This window comes from Alloalcanivorax dieselolei B5 (assembly GCF_000300005.1).
Lineage (GTDB): Bacteria > Pseudomonadota > Gammaproteobacteria > Pseudomonadales > Alcanivoracaceae > Alloalcanivorax > Alloalcanivorax dieselolei.
This window is the reverse complement of the sequence record NC_018691.1, coordinates 1416375-1432744: the sequence shown is the minus strand read 5'-3', so window position 1 is coordinate 1432744 and position 16370 is coordinate 1416375. Positions and strand designations below refer to the sequence as shown.

At 63.2% G+C, this 16370-nt stretch carries 15 protein-coding genes; 8 read left to right on the top strand and 7 right to left on the bottom strand.

Annotated elements, in window-relative coordinates; all coding sequences use genetic code 11:
* The first annotated feature begins 53 nt into the window (after positions 1-53).
* Entirely contained in the window at positions 54-1526 is a 1473-nt protein-coding gene (locus B5T_RS06590) for an MFS transporter (protein ID WP_014993706.1), read from the top strand.
* A gap of 112 nt (positions 1527-1638) precedes the next feature.
* Complete coding sequence (locus tag B5T_RS06585) at positions 1639-2550, top strand: LysR family transcriptional regulator (protein WP_014993705.1); 912 nt, start codon at positions 1639-1641, stop codon at positions 2548-2550.
* Positions 2551-2555: 5 nt separating this feature from the next.
* On the opposite strand, the gene B5T_RS06580 is transcribed toward B5T_RS06585, so the two are convergent.
* Complete coding sequence (locus B5T_RS06580; RefSeq protein ID WP_014993704.1) at positions 2556-3350, bottom strand: helix-turn-helix transcriptional regulator; 795 nt, start codon at positions 3348-3350, stop codon at positions 2556-2558.
* A 94-nt stretch (positions 3351-3444) separates the two neighbouring features.
* On the opposite strand from B5T_RS06580, the gene B5T_RS06575 reads away from it, so the two are divergent.
* Positions 3445-4884, top strand: coding sequence for an MFS transporter (locus tag B5T_RS06575; RefSeq protein WP_014993703.1), 1440 nt, complete (start codon positions 3445-3447; stop codon positions 4882-4884).
* Between the two features lie 46 nt (positions 4885-4930).
* Here the strand turns inward: B5T_RS06575 and B5T_RS23730 are convergent, their stop codons facing one another.
* The 3 genes from B5T_RS23730 to B5T_RS06565 all read right to left on the bottom strand — a co-directional run bounded on the left by B5T_RS23730 (position 4931) and on the right by B5T_RS06565 (position 6671).
* Positions 4931-5065 (bottom strand): hypothetical protein, encoded by a 135-nt coding sequence (locus B5T_RS23730; protein ID WP_014993702.1) that lies wholly within the window; start codon positions 5063-5065, stop codon positions 4931-4933.
* Between the two features lie 109 nt (positions 5066-5174).
* The gene (locus B5T_RS06570) at positions 5175-5783 is read right to left on the bottom strand and encodes a LysE family translocator (RefSeq protein ID WP_014993701.1); all 609 of its coding nucleotides are present in this window, start codon (positions 5781-5783) and stop codon (positions 5175-5177) included.
* Between the two features lie 51 nt (positions 5784-5834).
* On the bottom strand, positions 5835-6671 hold the full coding sequence (locus tag B5T_RS06565; protein WP_014993700.1) for an AraC family transcriptional regulator: 837 nt from the start codon (positions 6669-6671) through the stop codon (positions 5835-5837).
* A 162-nt stretch (positions 6672-6833) separates the two neighbouring features.
* On the opposite strand from B5T_RS06565, the gene B5T_RS06560 reads away from it, so the two are divergent.
* Entirely contained in the window at positions 6834-7202 is a 369-nt protein-coding gene (locus B5T_RS06560; RefSeq protein WP_014993699.1) for a YciI family protein, read from the top strand.
* Positions 7203-7389: 187 nt separating this feature from the next.
* Here the strand turns inward: B5T_RS06560 and B5T_RS06555 are convergent, their stop codons facing one another.
* Together B5T_RS06555 and B5T_RS06550 are read right to left on the bottom strand one after the other, a co-directional pair.
* A complete protein-coding gene (locus B5T_RS06555) occupies positions 7390-8622 on the bottom strand; it encodes a CaiB/BaiF CoA transferase family protein (protein ID WP_014993698.1) in 1233 nt (410 codons plus the stop codon).
* Between the two features lie 9 nt (positions 8623-8631).
* Entirely contained in the window at positions 8632-9816 is a 1185-nt protein-coding gene (locus B5T_RS06550; protein WP_014993697.1) for an acyl-CoA dehydrogenase, read from the bottom strand.
* Between the two features lie 180 nt (positions 9817-9996).
* On the opposite strand from B5T_RS06550, the gene B5T_RS06545 reads away from it, so the two are divergent.
* The 4 genes from B5T_RS06545 to B5T_RS06530 all read left to right on the top strand — a co-directional run bounded on the left by B5T_RS06545 (position 9997) and on the right by B5T_RS06530 (position 15679).
* A complete protein-coding gene (locus tag B5T_RS06545) occupies positions 9997-10932 on the top strand; it encodes a LysR family transcriptional regulator (protein ID WP_014993696.1) in 936 nt (311 codons plus the stop codon).
* A gap of 159 nt (positions 10933-11091) precedes the next feature.
* Positions 11092-11439 carry a GFA family protein gene (locus B5T_RS06540; protein WP_014993695.1) on the top strand — a complete coding sequence of 116 codons (348 nt, stop codon included), beginning with the start codon at positions 11092-11094 and terminating at the stop codon, positions 11437-11439.
* 217 nt (positions 11440-11656) lie between these two features.
* Positions 11657-13210 carry an MFS transporter gene (locus B5T_RS06535; protein ID WP_014993694.1) on the top strand — a complete coding sequence of 518 codons (1554 nt, stop codon included), beginning with the start codon at positions 11657-11659 and terminating at the stop codon, positions 13208-13210.
* 102 nt (positions 13211-13312) lie between these two features.
* A complete protein-coding gene (locus tag B5T_RS06530) occupies positions 13313-15679 on the top strand; it encodes a membrane-bound PQQ-dependent dehydrogenase, glucose/quinate/shikimate family (protein WP_014993693.1) in 2367 nt (788 codons plus the stop codon).
* Here B5T_RS06530 and B5T_RS06525 read toward each other — a convergent pair.
* A complete protein-coding gene (locus B5T_RS06525; protein ID WP_014993692.1) occupies positions 15676-16323 on the bottom strand; it encodes a DUF2238 domain-containing protein in 648 nt (215 codons plus the stop codon). The genes B5T_RS06530 and B5T_RS06525 overlap by 4 nt on opposite strands.
* Positions 16324-16370: the final 47 nt, after the last annotated feature.

Here is a 16370-nt window from a genome sequence, read left to right as displayed (position 1 = left end):
TCAGTCAATCACTAGACTGCACGAACAAGATTCATTCTCAAAAGGGAATTCCCATGATTTCGCGCCGGTTCGCCCTGGTCACCGCCGTCTATCTGGCCACCTTCATGGCCGTACTCGACATCAGTATCGTCAACATGGCACTGCCTACCCTGCAGACCGCTCTGAACACCGATCTGGCCGGTCTGCAATGGGTTGTCGACGCCTATGCCCTGTGCCTCTCCGCGTTTATGCTCTCCGCCGGTCCTTTTAGTGACCGTTATGGTTACAAACGCTGCTGGCTGGCCGGCGTGGCGCTATTCACCGTCAGCTCAGGGCTGTGTGCCCTGGCTCCCAATCTGACCGTCTTGCTGGTGGGTCGGGTTGCTCAGGGCATGGCCGGCGCGCTGCTGATTCCCGGCGCCCTGTCAATCCTGTCCCATGCCTTCCCCGATCCGCGCTCACGGGCCCACGCCATTGGCGGGCTGTCCTCATTCAGCGCGCTTTCATTGATCATCGGCCCCCTGCTCGGCGGCGTGCTGGTGGATACCGTGGGCTGGCCGAGCATTTTTCTGCTCAATCTGCCGCTGGGCGTGGCGGTGCTGGTACTGGGCGGGATCAGCATCCCGGAGCGGCGGCATCCGCGGCACGCCGCCCTGGACCCGGCCGGTCAATTGCTGGCCGTGCTGGCGTTGGGCGCGCTGACCTTCGGCCTGATCGCCGCTGGCGAACACGGCTGGACGCATGCCTTGCCCCGCTACGCCTTGCTCACCGCCCTGCTGGGTATGGTCGCCTTTGTCTGGGTGGAAAGCCGAGTGGCGCGTCCGGTATTGCCCCTGGCCCTGTTCCGCCATGGGGAGTTTTCCCGCGCCAATGTGGCGTCCTTCGTGCTCGGCTTTTCCGCTTACAGCAGCCTGTTTTTCTTCTCGCTGTTTCTGCAACGCATCCAGGGCTATGGTCCCGCCGAGGCCGGACTGAGAATGATGCCGCAATTCGTGCTGTCCGGTCTGGCGTCGATACTGTTCGGTCGGCTGCATCAACGTTTCACCCTGTCGTCTCTGTTGATCGCCGGTTACCTGCTGATGGGGGGCGCCATGACATTAATGGTGTTGCTGGACGCCACCACTGATTATAGGTGGGTGGGACTGTTGTTCGCCCTGCTTGGCGCCGGCATGGGGCTGGCCGTGCCGGGTACCGGACTGGCTGTGATGAACGCCGTGCCGCCGGAACGGGCGGCCATCGCTTCGGCGGTAATAAACGCCCTGCGGCAAACCGGCATGGCGGTGGGGATCGCCCTGATGGGCAGTCTGATGAGCACACAGGCAATTCGTCATCTGAGCGCCGCCAGCGGCGACCCGGTGCTGGCACGACAGGCCGTCACCGGCGCCACGCCGGCACCGGAACTGAACGATATCGCCACCCAACTGACCGCCGCCCTGGGCAGCGGTTTTCATCTCGCCATGGCGGTGGCCGGCGCCGCCGGGCTGCTGACGGCGGCGTTACTGATAGGGGCCCGCCGCATGGCCGCCGTGCCGGAACCGGCGGTGTAGCCGAAAACCTTGCCAGCCGGGCCACGCCCCCATGGCGTTGATCGTCAACAAGGACACAAGCACGGTATATTCCTCTCTATCGGTCAGATCAGACGAACAATGGAGGCATGCCATGGACCGGTTGGAGCTACTCAGGATCTTCGTGCGCGTGGTGGACTGCGGCAACTTCACCCGTGCCGCGGAGACTCTGCCGCTGCCGCGCTCGTCGGTGTCCGGCGCGATCAAAACGCTGGAACAGCGTGTCGGCGCGCGGCTGCTGCATCGCACTACCCGCCAGGTCACCGTCACCGAGGAAGGGCATCGTTTCTACGATCGTTGCGTGCGGCTGCTTGCCGATTACGAAGAAACCGAGGAGCTGTTCCGCCCCGGCAAGGCCCCGGCCGGGCGCATCCGCGTCAATGTGCCGGCACGTATTGGCCGGCTGGTGCTGGCTCCGGCGCTACCGGCCTTTCTTGACCGCTATCCGGATATCAAGGTGGATCTGTGCGTGGCCGACCGCCAGGTGGACCTGGTGCAGGAAGCGGTGGACTGTGTCATTCGCGTCGGCCCGCTGGCCGATTCCTCGTTGATCGCCCGGCCGCTGGGGCAATTGGAACTGATCAATTGCGCCAGCCCGGCGTACCTGCGGCGCAACGGTACACCACGTACGGTGGAAGAGCTCCGGTCACATCAGGCGGTGCATTATATCGCGCCCAGCCAGGGCCGCCCCGAGCCCTGGGAGTATCTGCGCGATGGCGAATACCACCAGGTGGAGATACCCGGCGCGGTGGCGGTGAACAACACCGAACTGTATATCGCCTGCTGCCGGGCCGGGCTGGGTATGATCCAGGTGCCGGCCTACGACGTGCGCGAGGATCTGGACAACGGCCTGCTCCGCGAAGTGCTGCCCGAGTGGCGGGCGGAGCCCATGGACATCACCTTGCTGTATCCACAGCGCCTGCATCTTTCGCACCGCTTCCAGGTGTTTTCCCACTGGCTGGAAACGGTAATCGGCGAACGCCTGCGCCCCGCGCCCCGGCGCTAAGCCTTCTACTGTTCGTCCCGCGCGTACACCACCAGACGCAGATGACGATCCTCGTCCACGATCAGGGTGGTGTGCTGGTAACGCCGGACCTGTCCATCGCAAAGCAATTCCCGGCTGCCCATGCACGGCGCTTGCACGTCCTGGCAGGGCCACCATTGGCGGAATTCCGGCGAGGTCCGCTCCAGTTGCCGGACCAGATCGGTGATGCTGGGATCGGTGGTGGCGCGCACGAAATCACGGCGGAAGCTGGCCAGCATGCGCGGCGCCTGTTCGGCCCAGTTCACGAACACGCCGCGCAGATCCTCGGCGGTGAACAACAGCCACAGCAGATTGCGCTGCCCCGCCGGTCGCTGTTCGAAATCAAACAACGTCTGGGCCGCCGCGTTCCAGGCCAACACATCCCAACGCAAATTGAGCACGTAAGCCGGATGGTCGGGCCAGTCGTCCATCAAACGCCGCACCAGCGGCGGCACCGAGCACCAGGTTTTGCCCGGCTCCACCGGCGGCCGGTTCTGCGCCAGCAAAAACAGATGGCGGCGCTGGGCGCCGTCCAGTTTGAGCACCCGGGCGATACGTTCCAGCACCGGCGCGGACACTCCGATCTCCCGCCCCTGCTCCAGCCAGGTGTACCAGGTCACCCCGACCCCGGCGAGCGTGGCCACTTCCTCGCGGCGCAACCCCGGCGTGCGCCGGCGTCCACTGTCCGCCAGCCCCACCTGCTCCGGAGTGATCGCCTCCCGGCAGGCGCGCAGAAAGGCGGCCAGTTCCCGGCGTGTGCGTTGCAGCCTTGGCGTGGCCATGGGGGTTACCTCTTGTAATAGAATAAATAGCTAAATTGTAATGCGATAAAAGGCCGCCAGAATACCTCCCCTTCACCCATAAGAGGAGACCATGATGGCGGCCCGTTCCCCACTTGCTTCGTCCCTTTCCCATGGCAAGGGCATTCCCGGCCTGCCGGTGTTGTTGCTCGGCGGTTTTGTCACCATTTTCGATCTGTTCGTGGTCAACGTGGCGATCCCCAGCATGCAGCGGGACCTGGGCGCCAGTTTCGCGCAAATCGGCTTCGTGCTGGCCGGCTATGAATTGGCCTTCGGCGCGCTGTTGATCACCGGCGGCCGTCTCGGCGACCGCTTCGGGCGGCGGCGTCTGTACCTCTGGGGGATGGCACTTTTCACCCTGGCCTCGCTGCTGTGCGGCGTCGCCCCCACGGCGGAAACGCTGATCGCCGCCCGGGTGTTTCAGGGCGGTGCCGCCGCTCTGCTCTTTCCGCAAATCTACACGTCCCTGCGCGTGCTCTACGACGCCGACACTCAGCGCCGGGCGTTTGCCTGGCTGGGTATGACACTGGGGTTGGCGGCCATTGCCGGGCAAGTGCTGGGCGGCTGGCTGGTGCACCTGGACCTGGCCGGTCTGGGCTGGCGCACCATCTTTCTGGTCAATCTCCCCATTGGTCTGCTGACACTGATGTTCGGCGGGCGCGTGGCCGAATCCCGCCTGGAGCAGCGGCCGGATCTGGATGGTGCCGGCGTACTGCTGGTGGCGGCCGGTTTGACGCTGTTGCTGGTGGCACTGCTGGAAGGCCCGGCCCGGCACTGGCCGCTGTGGAGTTGGGGCGCCCTGGCATTGTCCGGCCTGCTGCTGGCGCAATTCAGTCTTCAGCAACGTCGTCGGCAACGCCGGGGACTTGTGCCGCTGGTGGATATGACGTTACTGCGGCAACCGGCTTTCGCGCTGGGCTGTGTGCTGGTCACGCTGATTTATTCCACCTCCAGTTCCTTCTTCCTGTGCTTCGCGCTGCTGGTGCAAACCGGACTGGGGCTGGATCCGTTCCAGGCCGGGGCGCTGTTCGCGCCGGCCAGCGCCGGTTTCATGGCGTCGTCGCTGCTGGCGTCACGCTGGGTATCGCGCTATGGCACCGCCACCCTGGTGGCCGGCGGTGGTCTTTACGCGGTGTCCCTGGGATTACTGATCGTGCAGGTGAAGTGGACAGCGGAGGGTGGCCTGCTGGCCTGGTGGATTCCGGTATTGATCGCGGTGGGCTTTGGCCAGGGCCTGGTAATGACGCCGTTGTTGAATCTGGTTCTGGGAGTGGTGCCGCAGCGACAGGCGGGTATGGCCTCCGGCGTGATCTCCACACTGCAACAGGTAGGCGCCGCCCTCGGCGTGTGCGCCATGGGCATGCTGTTCCTCGGCACTTTGCGGGCCGCTCCGGCGGCGAATCCGGCCGCCGCCCATGTGGACGCGTTCGTCGTTGCTATGTTGTACAACCTGACGGCGGCGCTGGTGTCTTGCGTGCTGTTGCAGCGGCTGCGGCGGTTGGGGCATAACGCCTGACGCCAAAGGATGGAAAACCGCGTCCACCGCCCTTATCGGCGGGCGCTTACCGCCGGCTGATTTCGTTATTTTCTTTTTTCTTCTTCCCTTTATCGTAGTGCCACTTGATGGCGAAGAACATGCCCGTGCCGAACACGGCAACCTTGAACGTAAGGAAGACTATAGGGATCCAGTCCATCATTTGGAGTATTTCCAGGCTATGACTTGACACTGTCTATCGTGAGGAGCGTCGCGAAGTATGCCTCATCCGGGGTCTGATCGGCCAGGCTCGAATGGCCTCCGGCGCGCTCTCACAGCAGCGGCATATCCACCACCGTGGACCAGGCGGTGAACAGCAACAGCACCGCCATGGCGCGATTGAACCAGCGCAGGCGCCCCGGCGAGCGAGTCCAGGCCGCGGCTTTGACGCCCAGCCAGGCCCAGGTCGCCATGCACGGCAGCGCCACCAGAAAGAAGATCAGTGACAACAGGGCCACGCGACCGCCTTGCCCGGCGCCGGGGGTGACGAACACGCCCATGACCGCCAGCGCCATCATCCACACTTTCGGATTCACCAGTTGCAAGGTCGCGGCCACGGTAAATCCCCGGCCACGGCCAAGCGCCCGTTCGTCGTCACCAAGGGAATCACTGCGGAACAGACGCCAGGCCATCCAGCTCAGCCAGGCAACACCCATCCAGGCGATGGCCCGCTGGATCTGCGGGTGCTCCGCCAGGGAGCGGGTCAGGCCGCTGCCGACCAGCAGCACGATGGTGGCGGCGGCGGCGCAGCCGCCGATCACCATGGGCAGCGCCGCCGGCCAGCCATGGCGGGAAGCGTTGCTCATCACCAGCACGTTAGTGGGACCGGGCGTGATCGAGGCGACAAAGGCAAACAGAAAAAACGCGACCAGGGATTCCATGACACCAACCCTTAACCAGATGGGAGGGCTATCGTCGCGTGGCGGCCGCCGTCAGTCTGGAAGCTTTGAGCAGCGATTGCGGTAATAGGCCGGCGTCATCGCATAAGCGCGGCGGAACCAGCGCCCGAGATGGCTTTGGTCAGCGAACCCGGTGGCCGCCGCCACTTCCGCCGGTGTCTCGCCCCGGGCCAGCAGGCGGCGGGCGCCGACCAGACGCAGTTGCACCAGATAGGCGTGCGGCGACATACCGAACGCGGCTTTAAAGGCCCGCGTGATACGGAAACGGTCGCAGCCGAGCGCCCGCCCCACGTCGTCCATGCCGATGTCATCGGCGATATGAGCGTGCAGGAATTCCCGCGTTTTCGCCGCCAGCAACGGCATCGCCGGGCTCGGCCGCGGGCGTCGCCGCCATTGCACATGGCAGGTCAACCGCTCCAACAACGTATCCAACGCCGCCTGCCGGGTGATGCGAAAATCGCCGTGATGCATGACATCAAAGGCGGTACCGATGGCGTGGGCCAGCCGCACGTCGCTGCTCATGGCGTCCTGAAACGCCATGCGATAATGATCGGGGCGTTGTTCGAACAGCCCGCCCAATCGCTGATGCAGCCATTGCGGATCGATGTACAGTAGCCGGTAGGTAAAGCCTTCCGGCGTCGGCCCATGGCCGTCATGGACATCACCGGGTTCCAGCAGAATCACTTTGCCCGGCGTGCTCTCATGGCGGGTGCGCCCCAGATGAAACCGCTGCACGCCCTGTTCGGTGAGGCCGATGGCATAGGTGTCATGCCAATGCGGGTCGTAGGCGTGGCCTTCGAAATGGGCGCGCAAACTCTCGATCCCGGTTTCCGGATCGCGGGACAGATCAACCCAATTGGTGGACGTCATTGCCGTTCCTTGCCACAGTCTGGGGCGGATTCGCCCCGTGGCGTCATTATTACAGATTATTGGAATTGATCATCAATACAGCCCCGGGCGGGGACACGTCTGGAACATTTGTGCAGCGCCCCTCCATTCTTCAGTGCTAACGGCATCCCATAGGAATAAAAAATGAAATTTCTCTGTCTGGCCTATGAAGCGGAACACGCCCTCACCGATCTGACGCCGGAACAATGGCAGGCGCTGCGTCAGGAAACGCTGGACTATGTGGAAACCCTGCGCGCCGGGGGCCACCTGGTCGATACCCACGCGCTGCAAAGCGCGCACCGGGCCAAAACCACCCGCATCCGTGGCGGCAAGGTCTCCGTCACCGATGGTCCGTTCGCGGAAACCAAGGAGCAGTTGGGTGGCTTTTTCCTGATCGAAGCACGGGATTTCGAGGAAGCCCTGCGCCTGGCCCAGGGCTGGCCGTCGGCGCGGCTGGGCACGATTGAAGTGCGCCCGATCGAGGAAGTGTTGCGTGAAGAGGGGCGGTATTGAGTTGGTCTCACCCTCTCCCTCGGCCCCTTATTCACCCTGAAGGGTTCACCCCTTCGGGGCCAGCCTAGCGGCTGTTCTGCGCTGCGCTGGTCCCCTCAAGGGAGAGGGGACCGTATAGAAAGGTTGATCTTGTCTCCCCTCTCCCTCGAGGGGAGAGGGGTTGGGGGAGAGGGTGAAACGTTGCCGTTCAGTTCTGCCCGGCAATACGCTCCGCACGCAGCCGCTGGATCGCTTCGGCGGACAGCCCCAGGGTTTCCGCCAGCACCTCGTCGGTATGCTCGCCGAGAAGCGGCGGCGCGGTGCGGTACTCCACCGGTGACGCCGACAGCCGCAGCGGGCTGGCCACCTGCGGTACCGTGCCCAGACTCGGATGCGACATTTCCAGTTGCATGCCCCGGGCCTGGACATGGGGATCCTGGAACACATCGGCGATGCTGTTGACCGGTCCGCAGGGCACACCGGCCTGTTCCAGAACCTCGATCCATTCCTTGGTGGTACGCATTACCGTGGCCTGCCGCATCAACGGAATCAGGGTATCGCGATTGTCCACCCGGGCCCGGTTGGTGGCGTAGCGGTCGTCCGCGGCCCATTCCGGGTGTCCGGCCACCTCACAGAAGCGGGCGAACTGACCGTCGTTGCCGATGGCCAGGATCACATCACCGTCGGCGGTGGGGAAATCCTGGTACGGCACCACGCTGGGATGAGCATTGCCCATGCGCGTCGGCGCTTGACCGGTGGTGAGGTAATTGAGTGTCTGGTTGGCCAGACAGGCGATCTGCACATCCAGCAGCGCCATGTCGATGTGCTGGCCTTCGCCGGTCCGGTTGCGATGCTCCAATGCGCCCAGAATGGCGATGGTGGAATACAGACCAGTGGTGATGTCGGTGAGCGCCACGCCCACTTTCATCGGGCCGGCACCGGGCTCACCATCGCGATGGCCGGTGATGCTCATCAACCCGCCCATGGCCTGAATCAGAAAATCGTAGCCGGGACGGCTGGCGTAAGGCCCGGTCTGACCGAAGCCGGTGATGGAGCAATAAATCAGTCCGGGGTTGTCCGCGGACAAGGATTCATAGTCCAGACCGTAACGGCGCAGGCCGCCTTTTTTGAAGTTCTCGATCACCACATCGCTTTGCGCGGCCAGTTCACGAACCAGCGCCTGCCCTTCCGGGTGGGCGATATCGATGGCCACCGACTTCTTGTTGCGATTGGTGCACAGATAGTAGGCGGACTGATCACTGTCGTGACCCTCCGCGTCCTTGGCGTAGGGCGGCCCCCAGATGCGGGTATCGTCACCGCCGCCGGGCCGCTCCACCTTGATCACCTCGGCGCCCAGATCACCCAGGATCTGGCCGGCCCAGGGGCCGGCCAGAACGCGGGACAGATCGAGCACGCGCAGGTGCGACAGCGCGCCACTCATAACAGCCCCTTAGTTGGTGAAGGCTTGCAGGCCGGTTTGCGCGCGGCCGAGGATCAGCGCGTGCACGTCGTGGGTCCCCTCGTAGGTATTCACCACTTCCAGGTTGACCAGGTGACGGGCCACGCCGAATTCGTCGGAGATGCCGTTGCCGCCCATCATGTCGCGGGCCAGCCGCGCGATGTCCAGCGCCTTGCCGCAGGAGTTGCGCTTCATGATCGAGGTGATTTCCACCGCCGCGGTGCCTTCGTCCTTCATCCGGCCCAGACGCAGGCAGCCCTGCAGACCCAGGGTGATTTCGGTCTGCATGTCGGCCAGTTTCTTCTGGATCAATTGGTTGGCGGCCAGCGGACGGCCAAACTGTTTGCGGTCCAGGGTGTACTGGCGGGAGGTGTGCCAGCAGAACTCGGCGGCGCCCAGGGCGCCCCAGGCAATACCGTAACGGGCGGAGTTCAGGCAGGTGAACGGACCGCGCAGGCCGGACACGCCCGGCATCAGGTTTTCTTCCGGCACAAACACATTGTCCATGACGATTTCACCGGTGATGGAGGCGCGCAGGCCGACCTTGCCGTGAATCGCCGGAGCGCTCAGACCTTCCCAGCCTTTCTCCAGAATAAAGCCGCGGATCTTGTCGTCCTCGGTCTTGGCCCAGACCACGAACACATCGGCGATGGGGCTGTTGGTGATCCACATCTTGGCGCCGGAGAGCAGGTAACCGCCGTCTGTTTTCTTGGCGCGGGTGACCATGCTGCCCGGATCGGAACCGTGGTCCGGCTCGGTCAGACCAAAACAGCCGATCCATTCGCCGCTGGCCAGCTTCGGCAGGTATTTCTGCTTTTGCTCTTCACTGCCGAATTCATTGATCGGCACCATCACCAGGGAGGATTGCACGCTCATCATGGAGCGGTAACCGGAATCCACCCGTTCCACTTCCCGGGCGATCAGGCCGTAGCACACATAGTTAAGGCCGGCGCCGCCGTAAGCTTCCGGAATGGTGGCGCCCAGCAGCCCGAGTTCGCCCATTTCACGGAAGATTTCCACGTCGGTGTGCTCGTTGCGGAAGGCGTTAAGCACCCGCGGCATGAGCTTGCCCTGCGAGTACTGGTAGGCGGTGTCGCGCACCATGCGCTCGTCTTCGGTGAGTTGCTGATCCAGCAGGAGGGGACTCGCCCAATCAAAGGCTGCGTTATTGGCCACGGTTATTCCACCTTTTCACTTCAAGAAGGGATGAGAGACTGCCCGGTCAGGCACGAAGGCGCTATTTGGGCGGGTTTGGCGCCATGCTATACAGGCCGTGGCGGTCAGAACAAGCCACTTTCTCGCACGCCTTTGTGCTATTTTATCACTTGTAGATCAAAACGGACCGGGAAGACCCGCATGCGACGCAAGATCCCCAGCACCGCCGCTCTGATCGGCTTCGAGGCGGCCGCGCGCCATCAGAGCTTCACCAAAGCCGCCGAGGAACTGGCCCTGACACAAAGCGCCATTTGCCGCCAGATCGCGGCCCTGGAGGACTTTCTCGGCGTCAAACTGTTCCGCCGCTCACGTCCGGGCGTGCGGCTCACCGAAGCGGGCCGCGATTACAGCCGCCGGGTCAGCGTCCATCTTGATGAATTGGAACGGGATACACTGGCGGTGATGGGGGACCACGGCGCCGCCAACACCCTGGAACTGGCGGTGGTGCCCACCTTCGGCACCCGCTGGCTGCTGCCACGGCTGAAGGACTTCCGCCGTGCCCACCCCGGCGTCACCGTCAATCTGACCAACCGCACCAAGCCGTTTCTGTTCGCCGAGACCCGCTTCGACGCCGCCATCTATTTCGGCGACGGCGACTGGCCCGGCACCGAAGCCACCTTGTTAATGCATGAGGAACCGATGCCGGTGTGCAGCCCGCGGCTGATCGCCCCGGAACGGGAGCTGGACGCACAGACCATCGCCGTCCTCACCCTGCTGCAACAGACCACCCGCCCCTACGCCTGGCGCGAATGGTTCGACTCCACCGGCCTGCGGGTGGAACGGGACATGACCGGCCCGCGTTTCGAGCTGTTCACCATGCTGGCCGAAGCGGCCATGCAGGACATGGGGATCGCCCTGATTCCACCGTTCCTGATCCGCGAGGAGCTGGCCTCCGGGAGGCTGATCATTCCATTACCGCACAGCTATCGCAGTTCTTGGGCGTACCATTTTATTCTGCCGGAACAGAAAGCGGAGAATCCGTTGTTGGTGTTATTCCGGGATTGGCTGGTGACGGAGATCGAGCACTTCCGGGCAAGCGGCGGACTGACTGCGGCGCCGGCACCACAGGCGGTTTGACGCCGGGCGAGACGCATGGGTGTCACGGCTCACAAGCCGCGATCTTTTCCCTATCCGATGTCTTCCCTATGTCATTTCCTGGCGTTAACCTTGGACACGATGTCGAATTCCTCACCCCGTCGTTCGACTCAATGACGACTCAAAAGAAAGGAGAGACCGATGAACTACAAAGGAAGTTGTCATTGCGGAAACGTCGCCTTCGAAGCCGAAGGCGAGTTGGACGGCGCCATGTCCTGTAACTGCTCCATCTGTCAGCGCAAGGGATCCCTGATGTGGTTCATTCCCCGGGATCACCTTCATCTGCTGACGGCGGAGGACGACATCGCCACCTACACCTTCAATCAGCATGTGATCCAGCATCACTTTTGCCCGAAATGCGGCATTCATCCCTACGGTGAAGGGGTGGATCCGGAAGGCAATCGGATGGCGGCGATCAACATACGTTGTCTGGAAGGTGTCGACCTGGATTCGGTTCCCGTGCAGCGGTTCGACGGCCGCGCCATGTAACCGGTCCGGTTCGCCGACCAACCCGCCGAGCGACTGACCCACGCTCTTCACACTGCCCTTCGGGCATACCCGAACCTCATGGAGGTTCCTCTGTCGCGTTGCCGCAACGGGAAACCGTCGGCCCGTTCCCGCCACCCCCGTTCCAACTAACCTATGGTGGCGTAGCACGCGGCATCTTGTAGTAAGTGAAAGGATAACGACTGTGACACAGGAGAATATGGAAACTTCCAACGCGTCGCCGCCGGCCGCCACGCGGCGCGAGTGGCTGGGTCTGGCGGTACTGATGCTGCCCACGGTGCTGCTGGCACTGGACATGACGGTCCTGCATCTGGCGGTGCCACAGCTGAGCGCGGACCTGCATCCCACCAGTGATCAGTTGCTGTGGATTCTCGACATCTACGGTTTCATGATCGCCGGTTTCCTGGTGACCATGGGCACGCTGGGCGACCGTATCGGCCGGCGTAAGCTGCTGCTAACTGGCGCCACCGCTTTCGGTGCCGCTTCGGCGCTGGCGGCCTTCGCCACCAGCGCGGAAATGCTGATCGCCGCCCGCGCGCTGCTGGGCATCGCCGGCGCGACGTTGATGCCGTCCACCCTGTCGCTGCTGCGCAACATGTTCCATCAGGAGCACGAGCGCACCGTGGCGATTACGGTGTGGATGACCGGCTTTATCGTCGGCAGCGCCATCGGCCCGCTGGTGGGCGGCGCTCTGCTGGAATTTTTCTGGTGGGGATCGGTTTTCCTTCTGGGTGTGCCGGTGATGGCGCTGTTGTTGGTGTGCGGCCCACTCTTGTTGCCGGAGTTCCGCGACGAGCAGGCCGGACGTCAGGATTTTCTCAGCGCGCTGTTGTCGGTGGCCATGGTCATCGCGGTGATCTACGGCTTGAAGGACATGGCCCGCAACGGCGTATCGTGGATGCCCTTGCTGTCCATCGTCGCCGGGCTGGTCATCGGCGTACTGTTCGTGCGCCGGCAACGCCGTTTGGCGGAACCGATGTTCGATCTGGCGCTGTTCCGCAACCGCACTTTCAGCACCTCGGTGGTGGCCATGCTGCTTACCGTGCTGGCGCTGTCCGGTGCCTGGCTGATGGTGTTCCAGTACCTGCAAGGGGTACTGGGTCTGTCGCCATTGCACGCCGGTCTGGTGATGCTGCCGCCGGCGGTGATCCAGACCATCGTATCGCTGCTGGTGCCACGCCTGACCCGCTATATGAGTCGAGGCGTGCTGGTCAGTGTCGGCCTGTTGCTGTCGATGTTCGGCTTCCTTGCCATGGCCATGGTCAATGGAATGGACAACATGCCCTGGCTGGTAGCCGGCATGACGATCATGGGCGTGGGCGTGATGCCGATGATGATTCTGGGCACCGACATGGTGGTCAGCGCCGCCCCGCCCAACAAGACCGGCGCCGCCTCGGCAACGTCGGAGACCGCCACGGAACTGGGCATGGCCCTGGGTATCGCGGTGATCGGCAGCGCCGGTGCCGCGGTTTATCGCGCGCACATGGCCGGAGTCCTGCCGCCTGATCTGCCAGCGGATCTGACACTGGCCGCCGGTGACACCTTGGGCGGCGCTCTGGATGCTGCCAGCCAATTGCCGCCGGACGTGGCGGATCTGGTGCTGTCGGGGGCCCGTGAGGGCTTTACCCAGGCCTTGCACACCAACGCCCTTATCGGCGCGACCATCGTTGCCATCACCGCCGTGATGGTGGGCTGGTTGCTGGCGCGCCGTCAGGCCGCCCCGGATGACACCACGCAAACCGAAACCCCGTGACCCAACGCCTTCGAACAATAACGGATCGACAGGTCGGCAGTGGTCCGCTGGTCCGCACTGTGGCAATCTCGAATCAGATCATCCGGATAGGAGGCTGGTTTGATGAACGAAAAAGAAAAAACATCGTCCTGGGTATCCACTGTTAGCATCCTGGTGGGCCTGCTCATGGTGGTCGCCGGCATCGGGCTGTTCGGCGGCGGTATTTATCTGATTCTGCTGGGCGGTTCCTGGTACTTCAGCCTGGCTGGCATCGGCCTGGTGATCGCCGGCGGCCTGGTGATGGCCCGGCATGTTCTGGGCTTCTGGCTATACACGGTCGTTTTCGTAGGCACCGCGTTGTGGGCCTGGTGGGAGGTGGGTCTGGATTTCTGGCCTCAGGTGTCCCGCCTGTTCGCGCCGGCGGTGCTGCTGTTCCTGCTCGCGCTGCTGGCACCGGCTTTACGACGGGGCAAGCCGATCAGTGGCGGCACCGCCTATCCGGTGGCGGCGGTGATTCTGCTTGGTCTGGCGGCGACGATTTTTCATGCTTTCCATCCCGGCCCCATCATCGCCAGCAAGACCGAACCGCCCTCCTTGACAGTGACGGATCAGGCTCGGGAATGGCATCACTACGGACGCCAGCAGGACGGCACCCGCTATGCGCCGCAGGATCAGATCACACCCGACAACGTGGGCCGGTTGGAAGTGGCCTGGACCTTTCGCACCGGGGATGTTCCCAATGCCAACCCTCCCGGAGCCGGCGGTGAGGACCAGAACACGCCGATCCAGGTGGGCGACACGCTTTATGTCTGCACCGTGCACAACAAAGTGTTCGCCCTGGACGCGGACAGCGGTGAACAGAAGTGGAGCTTCGACCCGGAAGCGTCCTCGCCCTTGTGGCAACGCTGCCGGGGCCTCGGCTATTACCGGGCCTCAGACAATGATGAAACCTGCGCCGGACGCATCGTGCTGTCCACCATTGATGCCCGCCTGATCGAGCTGGACGCACAAACCGGCGCGCTCTGCCCTTCTTTCGGCGATGGCGGCACCGTGGACCTGAAGCAAGGCATGGGAGAAGTGAAGCCCGGCTTTTACTTCCAGACCTCGGCGCCCACGGTGACGCAAGGGCTGATCATTATCGGCGGCTGGGTGTTCGACAACATGATGATCGGCGAACCCTCCGGCGTGATCCGCGCCTTTCACGCCGACAGCGGAGAACTGGCCTGGGCCTGGGATCTGGCCAATCCAACGCTCACCGGCCTGCCTCCGGAGGGCGAGACCTACACCCGCGGCACACCGAATGTCTGGTCCACGCCGGCGGTGGATGAGGAATTAGGATTGATCTATCTGCCCACCGGCAATGCCACTCCGGATTTCTTTGGCGGTCACCGTACCGACGCGGATGAAGACTATTCTTCCTCCATCGTTGCCCTGGATCTTGGTACCGGACAGGAACGCTGGAAATTCCAGACCGTGCATCACGATATCTGGGATTACGACGTGCCCTCCCAACCCACTTTGTTCGATGTGGACGACGGTAGCGGCAATGCCGTGCCAGCGCTGATCCAAACCACCAAGCGCGGTCAGATTTTCATGCTCGACCGGCGTACCGGCACCCCCATTGCCGAAGTGGAAGAGCGCCCGGTTCCGCAGGGCGCGGTGGATGGTGACTGGACCTCGCCAACGCAACCCTATTCGGTGGGCATGCCCGCCATCGGCGCGGAGAAGCTGTCAGAGGCGGCCATGTGGGGCGCCACTCCGTTCGATCAACTGTATTGCCGGATCCAGTTTCGCAAACTGCGTTACGAAGGCGATTTCACTCCGCCAGGACTGACTCCCAGCCTGCAATGGCCGGGCTATTTCGGCGGTATGAACTGGGGCAGCAACACCATCTACAAACCCGGCGGCTATCTGATCGTCAACGACACCCGTTCCCCGCAGCGGGTATTGCTGGTACCGCGCGAGGAAGCGGATAAGGAAGACGCCTCCGCCTCTCATACCGGTTTATCTCCTCAGCACGGTACGCCCTATGGCGCCTCCAAATACGTGTTCATGTCGCCGCTGGGCGTGCCTTGCCAGAAGCCACCTTACGGTACTCTCAGCGCCATCGATTTGAATCGGCGTGAAGTGGTCTGGCAGGTTCCATTAGGTACCGTGGAGGATACCGGCCCTCTGGGACTGAAAATGCACCTGCCGATTCCCGTGGGCATGCCGACGGTGGGCGGGCCCATGTCCACCGCTTCTGGCCTGGTGTTCTATGCCGGCACTCTGGACTACAACATTCGCGCCATGGACGTGGCCAGCGGGGAAACGGTGTGGAAACATCGCCTGCCGGTGGGCTCCCAGGGCACGCCAATGACTTACACCTCCCCGGCCAGTGGCAAACAGTACCTGGTGATCTCCGCCGGGGGTTCCCGGCAATCTCCCGCCCGGGGCGACTACATTGTTGCCTTCGCCCTGCCGGACAAGCAGGACGGCGCCGCCCGCTAAAGCGATGGGGCGCCGGCATCCGCGCCGGCGCTCCGCCGCTTGAGGAGCGCGTGCAAGGCCACCGCCAGCACCGCCCCGACCGTCGCCAGCGCCATATCCTTCTGTGCGTCCCAAATGTCGCCCTGGGTCCCCAGGAACGCCTGCCCCAGATCACCGCCAAACCACACAGCGGCAATCCACTCGATCAGTTCGTACAACATCGACGTGGCCATGATGATCGCGGTGGCGAATACGTAGGCCCAGGCACGGCCCAGACCCACCACGCGCCGACAGAATTCGAACAGCGGTATGGTCAACAGCAACCCGTAAGCCAGATGCACCAGTCGGTCGAACTGATTGCGCTCCCAGCCCATCAGTTGATCAAGACTGAAGCCAAACAGCTTCCGCAGCGCCGGCTCGTAGGGCACCAGGGAATAGGTGTAATGGGAACCCAGCTCGTGCAAAGCAAGAAAAGCAAAGATCAACAGATAGGCCTGGTTGGAGAAAACGAACCAGCGCCGGGTGACAATCAGTGCCACAACCGCCAACAACACCAAGGCGTTTTCCAGCATCCAGTCCGCACGATCGTGGGGCTCGACAGCCATCCAGACGACAAACACCGTCAACAGGGATAGTAGAAGCATAAAGACAGCGCGACCGGACATTCCGTGATTCCATATCTGAAAGCATTTCAGGCAAGCGGCCACCGCGC